Annotated in this window: 19 protein-coding genes; 5 read left to right on the forward strand and 14 right to left on the reverse strand. The window is 66.7% G+C overall.

Annotated features, from left to right (window positions below; genetic code table 11):
- Nucleotides 1–68 precede the first annotated feature (68 nt).
- The 3 genes from NU688_RS00665 to NU688_RS00675 all read right to left on the reverse strand — a co-directional run bounded on the left by NU688_RS00665 (nt 69) and on the right by NU688_RS00675 (nt 1,342).
- The gene (locus NU688_RS00665; protein WP_257858617.1) at nt 69–398 is read right to left on the reverse strand and encodes a hypothetical protein; all 330 of its coding nucleotides are present in this window, start codon (nt 396–398) and stop codon (nt 69–71) included.
- A 26-nt stretch (nt 399–424) separates the two neighbouring features.
- Nucleotides 425–928, reverse strand: a complete 504-nt coding sequence (locus NU688_RS00670; protein WP_257858618.1) for a YfbM family protein — start codon at nt 926–928, stop codon at nt 425–427.
- Between the two features lie 63 nt (nt 929–991).
- A complete protein-coding gene (locus NU688_RS00675) occupies nt 992–1,342 on the reverse strand; it encodes a DUF2200 domain-containing protein (protein ID WP_257858619.1) in 351 nt (116 codons plus the stop codon).
- Between the two features lie 737 nt (nt 1,343–2,079).
- Between NU688_RS00675 and NU688_RS00680 the strand changes: the two genes are divergently transcribed.
- On the forward strand, nt 2,080–3,348 hold the full coding sequence (locus NU688_RS00680; protein WP_257858620.1) for a glutamate carboxypeptidase: 1,269 nt from the start codon (nt 2,080–2,082) through the stop codon (nt 3,346–3,348).
- 21 nt (nt 3,349–3,369) lie between these two features.
- On the opposite strand, the gene NU688_RS00685 is transcribed toward NU688_RS00680, so the two are convergent.
- The 11 genes from NU688_RS00685 to NU688_RS00735 all read right to left on the reverse strand — a co-directional run bounded on the left by NU688_RS00685 (nt 3,370) and on the right by NU688_RS00735 (nt 14,494).
- Nucleotides 3,370–5,406: a DUF3300 domain-containing protein gene (locus NU688_RS00685; RefSeq protein WP_257858621.1), complete on the reverse strand. Its 2,037-nt coding sequence runs from the start codon at nt 5,404–5,406 to the stop codon at nt 3,370–3,372.
- A 155-nt stretch (nt 5,407–5,561) separates the two neighbouring features.
- A complete protein-coding gene (locus tag NU688_RS00690) occupies nt 5,562–6,083 on the reverse strand; it encodes a CHAP domain-containing protein (RefSeq protein ID WP_257858623.1) in 522 nt (173 codons plus the stop codon).
- Entirely contained in the window at nt 6,080–6,769 is a 690-nt protein-coding gene (locus tag NU688_RS00695) for a hypothetical protein (RefSeq protein WP_257858625.1), read from the reverse strand. The genes NU688_RS00690 and NU688_RS00695 overlap by 4 nt, the downstream gene beginning before the upstream one ends.
- A 9-nt stretch (nt 6,770–6,778) precedes the next feature.
- Nucleotides 6,779–7,954: a hypothetical protein gene (locus NU688_RS00700; protein WP_257858626.1), complete on the reverse strand. Its 1,176-nt coding sequence runs from the start codon at nt 7,952–7,954 to the stop codon at nt 6,779–6,781.
- A gap of 170 nt (nt 7,955–8,124) precedes the next feature.
- Nucleotides 8,125–8,763: a DUF3299 domain-containing protein gene (locus NU688_RS00705; protein WP_257858627.1), complete on the reverse strand. Its 639-nt coding sequence runs from the start codon at nt 8,761–8,763 to the stop codon at nt 8,125–8,127.
- A gap of 3 nt (nt 8,764–8,766) precedes the next feature.
- Nucleotides 8,767–10,029 carry an FtsX-like permease family protein gene (locus NU688_RS00710; RefSeq protein WP_257858628.1) on the reverse strand — a complete coding sequence of 421 codons (1,263 nt, stop codon included), beginning with the start codon at nt 10,027–10,029 and terminating at the stop codon, nt 8,767–8,769.
- A gap of 55 nt (nt 10,030–10,084) precedes the next feature.
- The gene (locus NU688_RS00715) at nt 10,085–10,831 is read right to left on the reverse strand and encodes an ABC transporter ATP-binding protein (protein WP_257858629.1); all 747 of its coding nucleotides are present in this window, start codon (nt 10,829–10,831) and stop codon (nt 10,085–10,087) included.
- Between the two features lie 4 nt (nt 10,832–10,835).
- The gene (locus NU688_RS00720) at nt 10,836–11,426 is read right to left on the reverse strand and encodes a DUF2796 domain-containing protein (RefSeq protein WP_257858630.1); all 591 of its coding nucleotides are present in this window, start codon (nt 11,424–11,426) and stop codon (nt 10,836–10,838) included.
- Nucleotides 11,423–12,331 carry a sulfurtransferase gene (locus NU688_RS00725; RefSeq protein WP_257858631.1) on the reverse strand — a complete coding sequence of 303 codons (909 nt, stop codon included), beginning with the start codon at nt 12,329–12,331 and terminating at the stop codon, nt 11,423–11,425. The genes NU688_RS00720 and NU688_RS00725 overlap by 4 nt, the downstream gene beginning before the upstream one ends.
- 29 nt (nt 12,332–12,360) lie before the next feature.
- Complete coding sequence (locus NU688_RS00730) at nt 12,361–13,293, reverse strand: DMT family transporter (RefSeq protein WP_257858632.1); 933 nt, start codon at nt 13,291–13,293, stop codon at nt 12,361–12,363.
- 58 nt (nt 13,294–13,351) lie between these two features.
- On the reverse strand, nt 13,352–14,494 hold the full coding sequence (locus NU688_RS00735) for an aromatic ring-hydroxylating dioxygenase subunit alpha (RefSeq protein WP_257858633.1): 1,143 nt from the start codon (nt 14,492–14,494) through the stop codon (nt 13,352–13,354).
- A 284-nt stretch (nt 14,495–14,778) separates the two neighbouring features.
- On the opposite strand from NU688_RS00735, the gene xseB reads away from it, so the two are divergent.
- From xseB to NU688_RS00755, 4 genes are all read left to right on the forward strand, one after another.
- Nucleotides 14,779–15,045 (forward strand): exodeoxyribonuclease VII small subunit, encoded by a 267-nt coding sequence (gene xseB / locus NU688_RS00740; protein WP_013540173.1) that lies wholly within the window; start codon nt 14,779–14,781, stop codon nt 15,043–15,045.
- The gene (locus NU688_RS00745; RefSeq protein WP_257858634.1) at nt 15,042–15,956 is read left to right on the forward strand and encodes a polyprenyl synthetase family protein; all 915 of its coding nucleotides are present in this window, start codon (nt 15,042–15,044) and stop codon (nt 15,954–15,956) included. The genes xseB and NU688_RS00745 overlap by 4 nt, the downstream gene beginning before the upstream one ends.
- A gap of 19 nt (nt 15,957–15,975) precedes the next feature.
- Nucleotides 15,976–17,832, forward strand: a complete 1,857-nt coding sequence (dxs, locus tag NU688_RS00750; protein ID WP_257858635.1) for a 1-deoxy-D-xylulose-5-phosphate synthase — start codon at nt 15,976–15,978, stop codon at nt 17,830–17,832.
- 113 nt (nt 17,833–17,945) lie between these two features.
- A complete protein-coding gene (locus tag NU688_RS00755) occupies nt 17,946–19,025 on the forward strand; it encodes a TRAP transporter substrate-binding protein (protein ID WP_042582434.1) in 1,080 nt (359 codons plus the stop codon).
- Nucleotides 19,026–19,062 lie beyond the last annotated feature (37 nt).

Below are 19,062 nucleotides of genomic sequence, written 5' to 3' on the forward strand. Positions count from 1 at the left end.
CGCGACGTGCGCGTTCATCATGGTAGGTCGACGCGTCGGGCCCCGATTCATCGAGCCCGCTATCGCTCCTACTCCCGGGTGCCGCGCAACACCTGAACTCCGAAAAACGCCATGAAGAAGATGGAGAGCGCGATTCCCACCACGGGGATCGGCCACTGCACATCGTTGCGTGCGAGCACGGCGGCGCATCCCAATCCAAGCAGCAGCGATATCGCAAAACGCACGGCGGGATGTACCCGTTGCCCGACTGCATCGTCCACACCCCTGCGGCGTGCCCACGAATGCATGGCGGCCACCAGGCCGCCGATCGCCAATGCCATCGCGATGCCACCCAGGAGCCAGGGCCGCAGGCTCTCGACTTTCCACATGGCCTCGATGCCGCGAATAACGTCGTCCATTCAAGCCTCCTTCGACGGCTTCGGTTCTATTGATCGGCGGTGAAAAGCACAAAGCGACCTTCGGCAGACGCCTTGGCATACAGCTCTCTCACCCCGACGAACCAGCCCCACGTGTACTCGAAGTCGTCGTCGGAAACATCACCGTCGTAATCCTCGGCGTCGATGTTGTTGTAGAGCCGCCTGAATTCAGCTTCGCCGATGGGCGCCAAGGCTGCCGCGATATCCCGGACCTGAGCCGGCGTCTTCAGGCTCATGATGTAGTCGTCGCCCGCGTAGAGACTGGTGCCGCCCAGGACAACGTGGTTGAGTGGGTAGGCTCCGCCGGACGAGGAGAGCGTTCCGTCCGAGAGGGCCCGATGCATGGCATCCCACGACTTGTCGGACTCGGCAATGCAGGCCTCGGCCTCTTTGAAATAGCGCTCCTCTATTTCCTCTGTCAGATGTTCGAGACGATCGTCGTCGTTCTCGATGGCCTCCAGGGCCATCGCATCGTCTTGGGTGAGGGCGAAATGAACACCGAGGCAACTCATTGGGTAAGTCCTTGTTGATTGATGGCGGCCATCGCCGGTAAGTATTTGAAGCGAACTGCAGAGCTATGGGCGCAGAATTTTTTCCATTGCCTTTCCTTTGGCGAGCTCATCGATCAGCTTGTCCAGGTGACGGATCTTTTGCATGAGCGGATCGTCGATGTCTTCCACGCGAACACCGCAGACCACGCCCTTGATGAGTGAGCTGTTCGGGTGAATGGCCGGCGCTTCGGCAAAGAAAGTCTGGAAATCGTTTTGCTGTTCGATCTGCCGATGCAATCCGGCTTTGTCGTAGCCCGTCAGCCAGCAGATGATCTGGTCGACTTCCTCTTTCGTGCGGCCCTTGCGTTCCGCCTTTTGAACGTACATCGGATAGACCTTCGCGAAGGCCATCGTGAAAATCGAGTGCTTGGGCATCGTCATTCCTCCTGTGTGTCAGCGTCAGAACGCATGCCGCCTTGGTGTGCCAGCGTGAAGAGGGCTTTGTCGCAGAGCGCTCGTTCCTGGCCGGATTCTGCCGCACGACATGCACATGCAGGGTGCCTGGCGGGGGCATGAACGATTCCGACGGCCGTCGGCTCCTTCACTGGCCTTGCCGCTTTACACAGCCATGACTTTCAGCACTGTTGCAGCACCAACTCGCTTTCGACAATGCGGCCCCATGACCGCACCTTTATCGTCCATCCAGCGAACATCGGCTGGCGCAATATTCCTCGTAATTGTGTCCGCAGCCATCGTGGGTTGCGCGTCTGGCAGCAGGGGCCCCAGTGAGCCGGAGTCGTCCGCGGAACTCTCGGAGAGAGTCAACAGGAACCAGAAGGAGTCGGAGGCGAACCTGCGCCAGACGCTGGAGAGCAGGGAGCGCCGCGAAACCGAGCGTCGCGAATCGCAGAGCCGGCTGGTGGAGGCCATGCGGCGCGATGCGGCCGAGAAGGAGCGCACGAGGCGCGACATGGCCGAGCCGAGGGTGCGGGATGCCTTGCTGCTTCAAGAGCAATACCGGCGGCAGTTCGGGAGTCCTCGCTGAGAGGGGCCGGCAATCGCTGCGGCGGCAGTGCCTCGCACCGGTCTTCGAGCTGTCGCCGATTTGCGCCGTGTTGCGCATCGGCTCGCTATGCTGGCGTCCGCCAATCACTCCAGCAAAGAGAACCTTCATGACCATGCGCTCCTCCTCTTTCTTCGCCTTGCGTTCCATCGCACTGGCCTGCGGCCTCGCACTCGGCGTCGCTGCTGCTCAGGCCGCGCCTGATGCCAAGCTGCTCGCCGCCGCCGAGAAGGCGCAGCCCGCCGTCATCGACAACCTCAAGGAGATGGTGCAGATCGAATCGGGCAGCCTGAACGTCGACGGCCTGCTCAAGATGGCCGATGTGATCGAGGGGCGCCTGAAGGCCGCGGGCTTCAAGACTGAACGACGCAAGACAGAGGCCGGCGCGGGCGCCGATATCGTGATCGGCACGCTCAAGGGCACGGGCAAGCGCAAGATCATGCTGCAGGGCCACATGGACACGGTGTATGCCGCCGGCATCCTCGGCAGCCAGCCCTACAAGGTGGACGGCAACCGCATCTACGGCCCCGGCATCGCCGACGACAAGGGCGGTATCGCGGTGATGCTGGCCTCGCTGAAGATCCTGGTCGATGCAGGCTGGCGCGACTACGACACGCTCACCGTGCTCGTGAACCCCGACGAAGAAGTGGGCTCGGTGGGCTCGGGCGAACTCATCGCCACCACGGCCGACCTGCACGACACGGTGCTGTCGTTCGAACCGACGGCGGCCAAGTCGGTGGCCAAGGGCGAGTCGCTGCTGCTCGGCGCGGCCGGCATCGCACGGGCGACGATGGAGGTGAAAGGTCGCGCGGCGCACGCGGGCGCAGCGCCCGAGCTGGGCCGCAATGCGCTGTACGAGCTGTCGTACCAGATGCTGCAGACCAAGGACCTCGCGAAAGACATCCCGGGCGTGACGCTCAACTGGACCGTGGCGCGCGCCACCGGTCCGATCAACCAGATCACCGAGAAAGCGGAGGCGCTGGGCGATATCCGCATCACGCAGCCGGGCGCGGAGAAAAAACTCAACGAAGTGGTGCAGGCGAAGATCGCGAGCGGCAAGCTAATTCCCGATACCGAGACGACGGTGAAGATCGAGGTCGGTCGCCCGGCGTTCGTGGCGGGCGCGAAGGGCCGTGCACTGGCCGAGAAGGCGCAGGCGATCTACAAGGAAATCGACCGCGACCTCGCGCTGACGCCGATGACCGGCGGTGGCACCGATGCCGGCTATGCGGGCCGCTCGGGCAAGGCGACGGTGGTGGAGAGCTTCGGCCTCGCGGGCTTCGGCTACCACGCACGCGACGAGTACATCGAGGTCGATTCGATCGTGCCGCGCATCTACCTCGTCACGCGCCTGCTGACCGAGATCGGCAAGCAGTAACCGGCGCCGAGGCGGCCGGCCTCAGGGCTGCTGTCGCGGTGGTTCGCCGGGGCGCGCCGGCGGACGGCGGGCCGCGGCGGCTGCCGCTGCTGCGTGCTGCTGAGCCTGTTGTTGCTGTTGCTGCTGCTGGCGCACCTGGGCCTGTTGCGCCTGGTGGGCTTGCTGCTGTTGCTGCATCTGCTGCTGGCGTTGTTGCTGCTGTTGTTGCATCGCCTGTTGCTGTTGTGCGCGAGCGGCCTGGGCCTGTTGCTGCACTTGTTGCTGTTGCTGTTGCTGGCGGCGCATCTGGTCCTGCTGTTGCCGGGCCTCGTTCTGGGCCTGCTGCTGGCGCTGTTGTTGCTGCGCCTGCTGCTGCTGTATCTGCTGTTGTTGAGCCTGTTGCTGCTGGGCCGCTCGGGCCTGGGCTTGTTGTTGCGCTTGTTGCCGCTGCTGCACCTGCTGGCGCCGTGACTGATCCTGCTGGGCTTGTTGCGCCTGTTGCGATTGCTGCTGCTGGCGCTGCCGGTCCTGCAGCGCGCGCTGCTGCTGTTGCTGGGCCTGTTGGCTCGCGGCGCGTGCCTGCTGTTGCTGATCCATCTGCTGGCGCCGCAACTGCTCCTGCTGTTGTTGCTGCTGGAGCCTGGCCTGTTGTTGCTGCGGTAGCTGCTGGTTGGCGGCACGCGCCTGCTGCTGGGCCTGTTGCTGTGCCTGCTGCGCTTGCTGGCGCCGTACCTGGTCCTGCTGCTGCCGTTGCTGGATCTGGGCCTGCCGAGCCTGCTGTTGCTGTTGGGCTTGCTGGGCCTGCAACTGCTGCGCCTGTTGTTGCTGAGCCTGCTGCTGCGCGCGTTGCTGGGCTTGCTGTTGCTGCAACTGCTGCTGTTGCGCCGCGGCCTGCTGCTGGCGCGCCTGCTGTTGTTGCTGTTGCTGCATCTGCGCGAACTGCGCCTGTTGTTGCTGCTGCGCAAAGTTGGGTGGCGGCGCGCCCGGCGGCATGCCGCGCGGACCGCCGTTGCGGTCGTTGTTGTTGTAAATGTTGCGCACGTTGTTGTTGACCACCGTGGTCGAGCGCGAGATGTAGGTGCTGTTGTTGTAGACCACCGCGGGCCGTGCAAAGGCCGGCTGCGCCACGCGGTCGCGGTCATACCTGCGATCGCGCGGTGCGCCCCAGTTCATGTTCCACGAGTTCCAGCCCCAGCCGTGGCGCTCCAGCGCGGCGCCCACGATCACGCCCGTGCCGAACGCCAGGGCGCCGGCTGCGGCGACCTGGCCGCGGCTGTAGCCGGGCACGACCTCGACGGGCGGCGGCGCGTAGGCATAGCCGGGGTAGACGGGCAGGGGTTCACCGTAGATCACCTGCGGGTCGTAGCTCGGCACGTACACCACGTCGGGCTGCACGGGCTCGATGGTGATCAGCTGCTGCGGCGGCTCGATCACGGCGGGGCCGCCGTAGACGGGTTGCATGTCCGGCGCCGGCACGTAGTCGCGCGGCGCGGCGGCGCTCGCGACCCGCAGCTTGCTGTTGTTCTTCAGCCGCCCCGCACTCGATGCGCGCTGCCGCATGACCTGGATCGCGTTCATCACGTCGGCCGGGTCGTTGTAGTAGGCCTTGCCGAGCGATTCGGTCCACGCGATGTTGCCGGCGAGCTGGTCGAGCACGGGGCGAAAGGCGGTGAGCGATTTCACGCTCGGGTCCCAGGGCTGCTGGTTGGCCGCATCGGCGAGCGGGCCGGCCTTGAGCGACTGGTTCTGCGCTAGCCAGTCGTGCGCGGCGGTGATCTGCTCGGGGTAGGTGGCGCCCGCGAGGATCTGCGCGACCAGCTTGTCGGGGTAGAGCGCGATGGGGGCGACCAGCTGGTAGAGCCGCTCGGCCGAGGGCGGTGTGTAGGCGATCGGTACCGGCGCTGCGGGCGCGGCGGCGGGCGTCTGCGGCACCGAGGGTGCAGGTATCGAGATGGCGGGGTCCACGGCGGCGCTGGGTGGCGCGGCCTTGTCGCAGCCTGCGATGGCGAGTGCGCCGATGCACAGCGAAATCGCAAGAAGCCGCGGGAGTGGCGGAAGGGAGGGACGTTGGATGTTCATCTGGAGTTCCATCAAGGCGCCGACGTCACGCCTGACTCTCTCAACGGTCCCTGACGGTCTGCGATGACCGACTCTGCGCCGGTGATGCAACCGTCTGTGTCGTCCGCGCGCTGCTGCCCGTGTCGGGCATGGCCCACAACGGGCTGACCAATCCGTCAGCTAAAGATGCGGATGTAACTCTTCGCGAGGCTCGGCACCCGCTCCTTGATCCACACGCCGTCGCCCGTCACGCTGTCGCGCTCGCCCTTGCCGTTGGTGTTGCCCTCGATGGTGGCGAGTTTGTGGCTGGCGAGTGACTGGTCATCGGTGACGATGCCGATGTGCGAGAAGTCGAACACCACGAAGTCGCCGGCGCGGGCCTTCTGCGTTTCGTCGAGCACCTGAAGCTTGCGCTGGCGCGCCCATTTTTCCCAGCCGAAGGCGCTGGCATCGCGGCAGCGCCATTTGTCGGCGAGCGAGAACGAATCGAGATGCAGCGCCTCGCGCACGGCCTCGTTCTCCAGCCATTCGCGCATGACCCACGCGGTGAAGGCTGCGCACCATGGCCACGCGCCGGGTGCGAGCCAGGTGGTGCCCTGGTATTCGACGATGCGCGCACCCGTGTTGTTGATGGCCGCTTCGCGCGTGCCGACCTCGGTGCGTGCGATCTCGAGCATCTGGTCGATCAGTTCCTTCATGGCTGTTCCTCCGTGGGTGGTGATGGCGTAGACGGTGATGGCGGTGGTGCGCCGGGCGAGGGCCGCCTGGCGGGTGCCGCACGCGGCTTGCCCGGGAGCGCGCGCCACACGGTGATGGCGACGACGTAGAGCGCGGTCGTCAGCAGCATCGAGAGAAACATGTACCAGCGCTCGAGCCGACCGGTCATTGCCTGCTGCGCGCTTTCTTCCCACAGCAGTTCGCGACTGACGACGAGCTGCGGGCCGCCGAACATCTTCACCGCCTCGGCGATGCTCATGCCCTTGCTGCGCTTCTCGCCCATCTCGTGCAGCTCGCCGCGGATGTAGCGCGTCTGCTCGCTCGCGGGCCGTTCGGCGGGGTAGGCGAACACATAGGTGCGCACCACGTCGCGGTAGGTGAAGAAGGCCCAGAACGCCGCGGCGAGCAAGACCAGCGAGAGCACTGCGAGCCAGCGCTGTTTTGCGGACGACAGCCTCTTGCGGATCAACAGGCTCAGCGCCAGCAACACGACCGTGGTGCCGAACGAGACCATGCCGATGGACAACTGCGCGCCTTCGATGGGCGGCACGAGGTCCGACAGAAAAGAATGGAACAGCGCGAGCGTCGCGCCGACCGCAGCGGCCGCCGAAGCGACGATGGCCACGAGGCTGTCGAACGATCCGGCGGGGCGTGCTTCCGTGGCCATGGCAATGGATCAGCGCGCGGGCGGCACCGTGATGCTCGCGGGCGCCATGAACAGCAGGTCGGGATTGACCGTGTCGAGCAGGTGCCCATGGACCGGCATGAAGTTCGTCAGGCCGCGCGCCATGACGAGATCGGCCATCTCCCTGTACTTGAAGTCGGGCCCGACCCACAGCCGCATCTCGCCGCGCTGCACCTCGCCGGTCGAGGGCGAGGTCGGGCGCTCGAAGCTCAGCAGCGTGAGCAGCTCGAGGATCAGCTCGGGGTCGTCGGGCTGGTCCACCAGGCCCCCGGGCAGCACGTACACGCGCAGGGGCTCGCGCAGGTCCTTGCCGTCTTCGCCGCGCACCTTGACCGTGACCTGGCGGAACTCCAGCGGCTTCTCGCCATTGACCATGCGCGCTTGCATGGCCTGCACTGGCCGGGAGGCGTCTGCGAGCTTCTGCAGCTCGGGCTCGCCGATGAGGCGCGTGGCGGCCTGCGCATTGATCTGCTGCGCCACGCCGTTGGCATTGCGCAGGTAGTAGCGCGAGAGCGCGAGTTCGCGCGAAGGCAATGCGGGCGCACGCTGCGCGACCAGCCGCGCGGTGCTGTCGACGCTCGCGAGCAGGTTGCGGTGCTGGTCGATGTCGACCGGGCGGCGGTAGGCGCTCGGCGGCAGTTGCAGCGCCTTGGCCTGGATGAGGCTGGTGCGATCGACCTCGACGGCCGCCGTGTAACGCGCGGCCTGCGCCATGTCGACGCGCGCGCGGGGCTGCAACGTGGTCGCGGGCCGGCTGGTGGCCGCCTCGGGCACGAAGGCCGACACGCGCGTCTGCGCGGGAATGCGGTTGGTGGTGGTGACCTGCGGGTTCATCGCACGAAAGGCCTCGACCGTGGGCCGGTCGGCCACCACGCCGCGGCGCTCGAGGTACTGCTTCACCGTCTGCTGACGCGGCACGATCTCGACCTGGCGGACGATGCCGGTGTCGCGCGGCGGGCGCAGCGCCGCGGTGGCGGGCACGTGGCGTTGAGGTGCCGACCATTGCGCCGCGGGTGGTGCGCGGTCGGGGCTGCGTTCCAGCGGAATGGCGGTAGCGGCGCGGTCGCTGCGCACCATGCGCGTGGTGGGCTGCGCGAGCGCATCGCCCATGCTCGTTGCAAGCAGGGGGAAAAGCAGGAGAACAGGAAAGACCGGCAGGACCCGCATGGCGCCTTCTCCATCTGGGACGACGGAGGCCAATCTAGGCGTCGGCGGTGCGCCGCGCATCCATCGAACGCGGGATGCGGCGCCGCCGTGCGTTGTAGGCACGGCCGGCGGCTAAGCCATCCGGCCTGTGCCGGCGGCGCGAATGAGGTCCTAGGACCTACAGAAAAAGATTACTTGGCGCCGCCCGAGTACTTGGTGACGCTGCTCGCGCTCACGTGGTAGCCGCTCACGCCCATCATCGAATCGTTGCGCTGGGTCTGCAGCTTGCCGGTGACCCACACGGTGTCCATCGCGCGGAACTTGGCGCCCTTCTGCGGAATGACGTGCAGGATCTGATTGGCCGGCGGCGGCGGCGTGTGGATGCAGGCGCCGAAGTAGGGCACCAGCAGGAACTCGGTGACCTCGCCCTTGGCTTCTTCGAGCGGCACGATGAAGCCGGGGATCTTGATCTCGGCGCCGTTCATCGCCGGGTTGGTCGGTGCGTTGTTCGACACCTCCTGCATCTTCATGAGCAGCTGGTTGGCGCGCGGGTCGCCGTCGTCCAGCGCGCTCAGGTCCATGCCCTTGAATTCCTTGGCCGGGTCCCAGTCCTTGGGCACCAGCTCTTCCCAGGTGATCTGGCGCGGCTGGCCCGGCGTGCCCTTGGCGACGACCGGTGCAGCGGTCTTGCCGCCGAGCGGGTTCGATGCGGTGGTGTCCTTGGGGGCAGGGTCGGCGGCCCACGTTGCCGCTGCGAGGCCGGCGCCGGCCAGCAGCATTGAAAGGCGACTGAAAGCCGTGATCGTGGGAGTCTTCTTTGCGATGCGCATGGTTCAAATCCTCGGTGAGAGGCCATCGGCCAGTGAGAGCCTGTAGGCGCGAATGCCAGGGAGCAAGCTTGCCAGCCAACCTGCGACCAGCAGGCTCGCCATCAGCAGCCATTCGTTGAGTGTAGGTTCCGAGAGGCTCAATGTCAGCCCGAACTGCGACTGCAGCCACGGCGAGAGCAGGGCGATGCCGAGCACCGCCATCACCACGCCCAGGGCCACGCCCAGCACGGTGACCATCGCGCCTTCGAGCGCGAGCAGTGCCAGCACATGGCGCAGGCCCGCGCCCACGGCGCGCAGCACGGCCAGTTCGCGCCGTCGTTCGTTCAGGCCTGCCATCACCACGGAGACCAAGCCCGCGAGGCTAACGAGCGCGACCAGCGCCGACATCAGCAAGAGCGCGTTCTCGCCGATGCCGATCACGCTCCACAACTCGTCGAGCGCCACACCGGGGAGGATGGCCATCAGCGGCTCGCCGTTGTAGGTGGAAATCCAGCGCTGCACGCCGAACACCGCGGCGCGGTTCTTCAGGCCCACGAGCGCGGCCGTCACGTTCTTGGGCGTGAGGTCGAACTTGCGCACTTGCTCGGCGGGAATCTTCACGCCCGGCATCGGCGCGCCGCCCACCCATTCGAGGTGGATGGCTTCCATGGCTTCGAGGCCGATGTGCACCGTGCGATCCACCGGCGTGCCGGTGCGCGCGAGCACGCCGACCACGGTGAAGGGCTTGTCGGCATGCTCGGCCACGTTGAGTTCGCCGCTGCCATGCGCGAGCGTGATCTTCTGGCCCACGTGGTAGCCGAGCTTGTCGGCCACTTCCGCGCCGACCACCGCATCGAAGAGTTCGCTGAAGGGCTTGCCTTCGCGCAGCTTCAGCAGTTGCTTGTCGCCATAGCGAAAGCGCGTGAAGTACTCGGGCGAGGTGGCCAGCACCGCGAAGCCGCGGTGCGAATCGCCCAGCGACAGCGGCACGACCCAGTCGACGCCCTGGTGCGCGGCCAGCGCCTGCACGCTCTTCCACGAGATGTTGTTGGTGGCCGCACCGATGCGGAACACCGAGTACAGCAACAACTGCGTGGAGCCGGTGCGCGCGCCGACGATGAGGTCGGTGCCCGAGACGGACGAGGCGAAGTTTTCGCGCAGCTCGGTGCGGATGCGTTCGACACCGAGCAAGAGGAAGGTCGAGAGCGCGATCGAGAACACGGTGAGCGCGAGCGTGAAGCGGCGGTTCCAGGCGCTGTGCCACGCAATGGAGAAGAGCGCCCGCATCAGTAGACCTCCGCGCTGCGCGCTGCGGTATTCGCCTTGGGAGCGGCCCGGCGGCTCATGCGTCCACCGCCATCGCTGTCGATGCCGCCCGGTTGATCTCGGGCAGCAGCACATGCCGCGCAAAGCGCTGCGCGATGCGCTGGTCATGGCTCACGAACACGAGCGCGCTGTGGTTGACCGCGCAGGCCGTCAGCAGCACGTCGAGAAAGGCTTCGCGCCGGTCTTCGTCGAGCGCGGAGGTGGGCTCGTCGGCAATCACCACCTCGGGCTGGCCGATGAGCGCGCGCGCCGCGGCCACGCGCTGCTGCTGGCCCACGGAGAGCTGCAGTGCCTGGCGCTTCCAGAGGTTGCGGTCCAGGCCCATCTGGTCGAGCAGGTGCTCGGCTTCTTCGCGCGAGCTGCCGTTGCGCGCAGCCTGCGCCTCGCGCCGGCCGGAGAAGCGGCAGGGCAGGAGCACGTTGTCGAGCACGCTCAGGTAGGGCAGCAGGTTGAACTGCTGGAAGATGTAGCCCACGTGCGCCACGCGGCTGCGGTCGCGCGCCGCACCCGAGAGCTGCGACCAGTCGTGCCCCAGCAACGTGACGCGGCCCTCGTCGGCCACCAGCACGCCGGCCAAGAGCGACAGCAGCGTGCTCTTGCCGCAGCCGCTCGGGCCATGCAGGAACACCGATTCGCCGGCGGTGATGCGGAAGGCCTCGATGTCGATGCAAGGCGCCTTCACGCCGGGCCATGCGAAGCGCAGCGACTCGGCCGCGAGCACGACGCGCAGGGGCGTCGAGTCGGCCTGCGAAGCGGTGCTCACAGTGTTACTTGCCCCAGCTCAGACGCGCGGGCTGGGCCGCTTGCGCGCCCGCGGGGCGCTTGAGCTGGCGCTTGAACTGGCCCTGCGACGAAGCGATCTGCGAATCGATCTGGCGCAGCCCCTTGAAGGCGCTGAACAGGTTCAGGTCGATGAACTTCGCGGCGGCCGCATTGGTGCAGTTGAAGGAGAAGGTGGCGTCCAGGTCGGCATGTCCCGGAGGTTCGTTCGGATCGGGTTTGCCGAGGCCGAGCGCGCCAGAGCGCAGGTCGACCGGGCCGAGCTTGCAGTTGGCCGCAGGGTCGATGGCAAAGAGCTTGTCGGCCGCGCGCAACTGGGCGACGGCGGCTTCGACGGTGGCCTTCTCGGCATCGGTCTTCGGGGCGCGTTCGAAGCCGACGATGTTGTCGAGCGGGGATTCCATGTCGATGACCACCGTGGGGCCGTCGATGGCCACGTCCAGCTTCATCTGGCCGTGCACATGGGCGTGCTGCTGCTGGGCTTGCGCGGAGAGGAACGGGGTTGCTGCGAACAGTGCGGCAGCAAATACAGAGGGGAGTGCGAGACCGGAGATGCGTCGGAGTCGGATGTGTTTCATGGTTCTGCGCCTTGCCGGGTCGGCAGCCCCGGCGTGTTGCTCCATTCGCTCCAGCTGCCGGCATAGAGCGCGGTCGTCCCGAGCCCGGCGATCTGCATCGCAAGCAGGTTGGGCACGGCGCTCACGCCGCTGCCGCATTGGTGGACGACTGTCGCCGCATCGCGTCCCGCGAGCAGCGCTTCGAACTCGGCACGCAATTGCGATGCCGGCTTGAACTTGCCGTCGGGGCCGAGGTTGTCGGCGAAGGGCCGGTTCAGGGCCCCGGGGATGTGACCGGCAATCGGGTCCAGAGGTTCCACCTCGCCGCGATATCGTGCACCGGCCCGTGCGTCGATCAGCTGCTGGTCAGCTTGGCCGAGCCGACGCAACACGGTGTCGGTAGTCACAAGCTTCGCAATCGGCTCGCTTTGTACGAAATTCGACTGGAAGCGCGCGGGCTCCTCGCGGTCGGTCACTTCGCCGCCCGCGGTTTGCCAGGCCTGCAGGCCGCCGTCGAGCACGGCCACCGCGTCGTGGCCCATCCACTTGAGCATCCACCACAAGCGCCCGCAGTAGTTGGCGCCGTTGCGGTCGTACACCACCGCCTGCATGTCGTTGGAGAAGCCGACGCTGGAAAGCCACGCCGCGAACTTCTCACGGCTGGGCAGCGGATGGCGCCCCCCCGAGGCGGGCACGCCGTCTTCCTGCGCGACCACCACGTCGCCATGGGCGCCGGGCACGCCATGCTTGGCGCTGAGATCCGTGTCGAGATTGGCGTACTGCGCGCCCGGAATGTGGGCCGCGGCATAGAGCTGCGGGCCGGCCTCGGGCTTCATGAGTTCGAAGCTGCAGTCGAACACCATGAAGGGTGTGTCGCCGGCCTGCAGTTGCTGGAGTTGTTCGACGCTGACGAGGGTGGTGTACATGGTCGTGGTCTCCTTCGGAGGGGTTGTCTTCAGTGTTCTTCGGCCGGCGCCTTGGGCACCGCCCGCTGGCGCAGCACGGTGGCCGCGATGCCGCTCACCACGATGAGCGCCATGCCGGCCCATCCGGTGGCATCGATGCGGTCATCGAACACCACCACGCTGTAGAACGCCGCGAAGATGATGCCCGAGTACTGCAGGTTGGCCACCACGAGGGTTCCGGCTTCTGTCTTGGCGGTGGCGTAGGCGCGCGTCATGCAGAGTTGCCCGAGGGCGGCGAGCAGGCCGATGGGCAGCAGCCACAGCGCATGCTGCCACGTCCACGAACTGCTGCCCGAAAACCCGGTGGCCGCCGTGGCGAATGCGCCGGCCACGGCTGAGCCGACCGCGAAATAGAACACCGTGCGCAGCTCGGGCTCGCCAATGCGGGAGAGCGCAACCACCTGCATGTACGCGAAGGCGGCCGTCAGGCCCGACAGCAGGCCGAGCATGCCCGCGAAGCCTTCGTTGCCGCTGACCGTGGGCTTGAGCATGAGCACCACGCCGATGAAGCCCGCCAGCACCGTCATCGCGAGCGCGCCCTGCAGCGGCGGCTTGGCCACGCGGCCATCGCGTCCGGGCACCGGCACCCACGCAAGCAGCGCGCCGCCGATGAGGAAGGCCGCGACCCACACGCTGCTCATGTAGTTGAGCGTGACGGCGGTGGCCAGGGGCATGTGGGCGATGGCATAGAACCATGCGCCCAGCGAGATCACGCCGATGGTGCTGCGCCAGGCGTGCATGCCGGGGTATTTGGTGGCGAGCGAGACGCCGAGCTTGCGTGACAGCAGCCAGAGAAAAACGATGCCGATCAGGCCGCGCCCGAGCACCATCTCGCCGCTGTTGAACCACTGCGATGCGATCTTCACCACGACGCTCATCGTCGCGAACAAAAAGGCGCCGAGCACCATCCAGAGCGCTTGCATCGTCTCTACTTCGTATGGAGGAAAAGAAGGCCCCGCAGGGCGCGGGGCGAGGCCGATGTCACGCGGGTTGCTGCATCGCGGCCTTGTACCACTCGTGGAACTGCTGCATGCCGTCTTCCATCGGGCTCTGGTACGGGCCGGTCTCGTTGTCGCCGCGCAGCATCAGCGCGCGGCGGCCGGCGTCCATGCGCTCGGCGATCTCGTCGTCTTCCACGCAGGTTTCCATGTAGGCGGCCTGCTGGGCCTCGACGAACTCGCGCTCGAAGGCGACGATTTCCTCGGGGTAGAAGAACTCGACCATGTTGAGCGTCTTGGTCGGGCTCACCGGGTGCAGCGTCGACACGGTGAGCACGTGTGGATACCACTCGACCATCACGTGCGGGTAGTAGGTAAGCCAGATCGCGCCGTACTTCGGCGGCTTGCCGTCGCGGTACTTGAGCAACTGCTCCTGCCATTTCTGGTAGACCGGGCTGCCCGCGCGGCCGAGGCGATTGGCGACACCCACGGTCTGCACGGAGTAGTTCTGGTTGAACTCCCAGCGCAGGTCGTCGCAGGTGACGAAACTGCCCAGGCCCGGGTGGAACGGGCCGACGTGGTAGTCCTCGAGATAGACCTCGATGAAGGTCTTCCAGTTGTAGTTGCACTCGTGCAGCTCGACGCGGTCGAGCGTGTAGCCGCTGAAGTCGAGGTCGGCGCGGGGGCCGAGGCCTGCCATGTCGGCGGCCACATCGCGGCCGGTGCCGTCGGAATTCTTCTCGAACAGAAGGCCGTTCCACTCGGTGAGCGGGTAGTTGTGCAGGTTGAGGCACGGGTCCTGATCGAAATGCGGGGCGCCGATCAGCGTGCCGGTGGTGCGCGCATCGCTCGCGGCATAGGTCCAGCGGTGCAGCGGGCAGACGATGTTGCCGCCGGCCTGGTTGTCCAGCTGGCCGCGGCCCTGCAGGATCAGCGCCTGGCGATGGCGGCACACGTTGGAGATCAGCTCCACGCCCTTGGGCGTGTGGACCAGCGCGCGGCCCTGGTGCTCCTGCGGCAGGGTGTGGAAGTTGCCCATTTCGGGCACGGCGAGGCGATGGCCGACATAGCGGGGCCCTCGCGAGAAAAGGTTTTGCATTTCGCGGGCGTACAGGGCCTCGTCGAAATACGCGGAAACTGGAAGTTGGCTCGCGGCCTGCTGCAGTTGAAGACTTAAATCAGACATGGAGGACCTGACCAAGCTCCCCACAGGGAGAGAAAAGGAAGTAACGGAAGGCGCCGGCTGAAAGAGTCAACGGCCCGAGAGGTGTGCTGGTTTTTGCCAACAAGAAGGGTTCGCATTGTACCCGGGGGCGTCTTTCAGCCCCCCGGCTTTTCACTGCGCTTTGCTTCGTGTAATTCGCCACCCCCCGAGGGGGAGGCGCGGCCCGCCTTGGGGTGGCCCGGCGGCGGCCGCCGTTCGATTCGGTCCCCGTCCTAAAATGCCCCGTTTCACCCACGTTCCGTTGCATGCCCAAGGTGCCTTCCCCTTCCTCTTCCAGCCCGGCGGCCACGCCCGATACGGGGCCGTTGCCCGTCAGTTACGAAGCGGGGCTTCAGGAACTGGAACAACTGGTTGCAGAACTTGAATCGGGCCAGTTGCCGCTCGACCAGCTGCTGGGCAGCTACCAGCGCGGCGCCGCATTGCTTGCTTTCTGCCGCGACAAGCTGCAGGCGGTCGAAGACCAGATCAAGGTGCTCGACGCGGGCAGCCTCAAGGTCTGGACGGCCGAATGAGCGCGGCCACCATGACCGATTGGAACGCCGCCCGGCTCGCTGGCTGGAGCGAGCCGCACCTGGCCCGCGTCGAGGCGGCGCTGTCGCGCTGGGTCGGCGTCGATTCGCCGGTGCTGCTGGGCGATGCGATGCGCTATGCGGTGCTCGACGGCGGCAAGCGGCTGCGGCCGCTCCTGGTGCTCGCGGCGAGCGAGGCGGTCGGCGGCAACGAAGCCGCCGCACTGCGCGCGGCCTGCGCCACCGAACTGATCCATGCCTATTCGCTGGTGCACGACGACCTGCCCTGCATGGACAACGACGTGCTCCGCCGCGGCAAGCCCACGGTGCATGTGAAGTTCGGCGAAGCCGATGCGCTCCTCGCAGGCGATGCGCTGCAGGCGCTGGCCTTCGAACTGCTGACGCCCGAGGGCGACGAGATTCCCACGGCCACGCAGGCCACGCTGTGCCGCCTGCTCGCGCGCGCCGCCGGCAGCCAGGGCATGGCGGGCGGCCAGGCGATCGATCTCGCCAGCGTCGGCATCGCACTCGACGAAACGCAACTGCGCGAAATGCACCGCTTGAAGACCGGCGCGCTGCTGCAGGGCAGCGTCGAGATGGGCGCTGCGTGCGGCAACGCGAACCCTGCCGCGCTCGCGGCGCTGCGCGATTACGGCGCGGCCATCGGCCTCGCCTTCCAGGTGGTGGACGACATCCTCGACGTCACCGCCGATTCCCAAACCCTGGGCAAGACCGCCGGCAAGGACGCTGCCGCCGACAAGCCCACCTACGTGTCGCTGCTCGGCCTCGATGGCGCGCGCACGCAGGCCCGCCAACTGCTGGCTGATGCGCTCGCCGCCCTGGCGCGCAGCGGCCTGACCGACACGGCTGCTTTACGCGCGCTGGCCCACATGGTGGTCGACCGCGACCGCTGAGAAAAGAACAACACCCCCCATGGCTCCGCTGCTTCCCACTCTCCACGACCCCTCGCCGATCCGCCAGTACGACCGCGCACAGCTGCGGCAGCTGTCCGACGAGGTGCGCGCCTGCGTGCTCGACAACGTCTCGCGCACCGGTGGTCACCTGAGTTCCAACCTCGGCACGGTCGAGCTCACGGTCGCGCTGCACCACGTGTTCAACACGCCGCACGACCGGCTGGTGTGGGACGTGGGCCACCAGACCTATCCGCACAAGATCCTCACCGGCCGGCGCGAGCGCATGCCCACGCTGCGGCAGATCGGCGGCATCTCGGGCTTTCCGCAGAGGAGCGAGAGCGAGTACGACACCTTCGGCACCGCGCACTCGTCCACCAGCATCTCGGCCGCGCTCGGCATGGCGATGGCGGCCAAGCAGAAGGGCGAGGACCGCTACACCGTGGCCATCATCGGCGACGGTGCGCTCACGGCCGGCATGGCCTTCGAGGCGCTCAACAACGCGGGCGTGTGCGACTGCAAGCTCTTGGTGATCCTGAACGACAACGACATGTCGATCAGCCCGCCGGTGGGCGCGCTCAACCGCTACCTCGCGCAGCTGATGAGCGGCAATTTCTACGCCGCCGCCAAGAACGTCGGCAAGAGCGTGCTGCGCGCCGCGCCGCCGCTGTTCGAGCTGGCCAAGCGCTTCGAGCAGCATGCCAAGGGCATGGTGGTGCCGGCCACGCTGTTCGAGCAGTTCGGCTTCAACTACGTCGGCCCGATCGACGGCCACGACCTCGATTCGCTGGTGCCCACGCTGGAGAACCTGAAGCACCTGAGCGGCCCGCAGTTCCTGCATGTGGTCACGAAAAAAGGGCAGGGCTACAAGCTGGCCGAGGCCGATCCGGTGGCCTACCACGGGCCCGGCAAGTTCGATCCGCAGGTGGGCCTCGTCAAGTCCGCCGCGGTGGCCAAGCAGACCTTCACCCAGGTGTTCGGCCAGTGGCTGTGCGACACGGCCGCGCACGACGGCCGGCTCGTGGGCATCACGCCCGCAATGCGCGAAGGCTCGGGGCTCGTGGAGTTCGAGCAGCGCTTTCCGGACCGCTACTACGACGTCGGCATCGCCGAGCAGCATGCAGTCACCTTCGCGGCCGGTCTTGCCTGCGAAGGGCTCAAGCCGGTGGTCGCGATCTACTCGACCTTCCTGCAGCGCGCGTACGACCAGCTGATCCACGATGTCGCGATCCAGAACCTGCCGGTAGTGTTCGCGCTCGACCGTGCGGGCCTCGTCGGCGCCGATGGCGCCACGCATGCGGGCGCCTACGACATCCCGTTCCTGCGCTGCATTCCCAACATGAGCATCGCCTGCCCCGCGGACGAACGCGAGTTGCGCCAGTTGCTCACGAGCGCCTACGAGCAGAACCACCCGGTGGCCGTGCGCTATCCGCGCGGCGCGGGTGCCGGCGTCGCGCCGCACCTCACGCTCGACGCGCTGCCGTTCGGCAAGGGCGAAGTGCGCCGCGAAGGCAAGCGCATCGCGATCCTTGCGTTCGGCTCGCTGCTGTATCCGGCGCTCACCGCGGCCGAATCGCTCGATGCCACGGTGGTCAACATGCGCTGGGCCAAGCCGCTCGACGTCGAGCTGCTGCTGAAGGTGGCAGGCACGCACGATGCCATCGTCACGCTCGAAGAGGGCGCCACCATGGGCGGCGCGGGCAGCGCAGTGCTCGAGGCATTGCAGGTGGCCAACGTGCAGAAGCCGGTGCTGCAATTGGGCCTGCCCGACCGCTTCGTCGAGCACGGCGATCCGGCCAAGCTGCTCGCATCGATCGGGCTCGATGCGCCGGGCATTGCGGCTTCGATCACGCAACGCTTCGGCGCGGTCGCAGGGTAAACCCCCGCCGGACGCCTGTAAGGCGGTTTTTACAATCAAGAAGACTTATACAAAAGTCCGCAACGCGGTCACAAGCCGCGTTTCGTTTTTTCAAAAGAACCCGGAGTGAATCAATGGATCGTCGTTCCCTCATCAAAAACGCCGGCATCGCCGGCGTTCTGGCCGCCGGCATTGCGCCCGCGGTCCACGCGCAGGCCACCGTTCGCTGGCGCCTGGCGTCGAGCTTTCCCAAGTCGCTGGACACCATCTTCGGCACCGCCGAGGTGTTCGCCAAGAGCGTCAGCGACATGACCGGCGGCAAGTTCCAGATCTCGGTGCATGCAGGCGGCGAGCTGATGCCCGCCTTCGGCGTGGTCGACGGCGTGCAGAACGCATCGGTCGAAATGGCCCACACGGCCCCGTACTACTTCTACGGCAAGGACCCGACCTTCTGCCTGGGCTGCGCAGTGCCCTTCGGCATGAACACCCGCCAGCAGAACGCATGGATGTACGAAGGCAACGGCCTGAAGCTGATGCGCGCGTTCTATGCCAAGTACAACATCATCAACCTGCCGGGCGGCAACACGGGCGCGCAGATGGGCGGCTGGTTCCGCAAGGAGATCAAGTCGGTCGCCGACCTGAAGGGCCTGAAGTTCCGCACCAACCCGTTCGCCGGCAAGGTGCTCGAACCCTTCGGCGTGATCCCCCAATCGATCCCCGGTGCCGACCTGTATCCGGCGCTCGAAAAGGGCACGCTGGACGGCCTCGAATGGGTCGGCCCGTACGACGACCAGAAGCTGGGCTTCAACAAGATCGCGCCGTTCTACTACTACCCCGGCTGGTGGGAAGGCGGCCCCGAGCTGGACTTCTACATCAACACCAAGGCGTGGGAAGGCCTGTCGGCCGACTACAAGGCCATCGTCGAAGCGGCTGCCGCGCACGCCAACATCACGATGACGGCCAAGTACGACGCCAAGAACCCGATCGCGCTGAAGCAACTCGTGGGCTCGGGCACCAAGCTGCGTCCGTTCTCGCAGGACGTGATGAACGCCGCGTTCAAGTCGGCCCAGCAGATCTACTCGGACCTGAACAACAGCAACCCCGAGTGGAAGAAGATCTACGGCGACTGGTCCAAATTCCTGGCCGACCAGAACGCCTGGTTCCGCTACACCGAAGGCACGTTCGACCGCTTCATGCAGCAGCAGAAGCTGTAAGCGTTTCGCCGACGAACAGAGCGCTTCGCTCCGATCC

Source organism: Variovorax sp. ZS18.2.2 (genome assembly GCF_024701975.1).
GTDB lineage: Bacteria > Pseudomonadota > Gammaproteobacteria > Burkholderiales > Burkholderiaceae_C > Variovorax.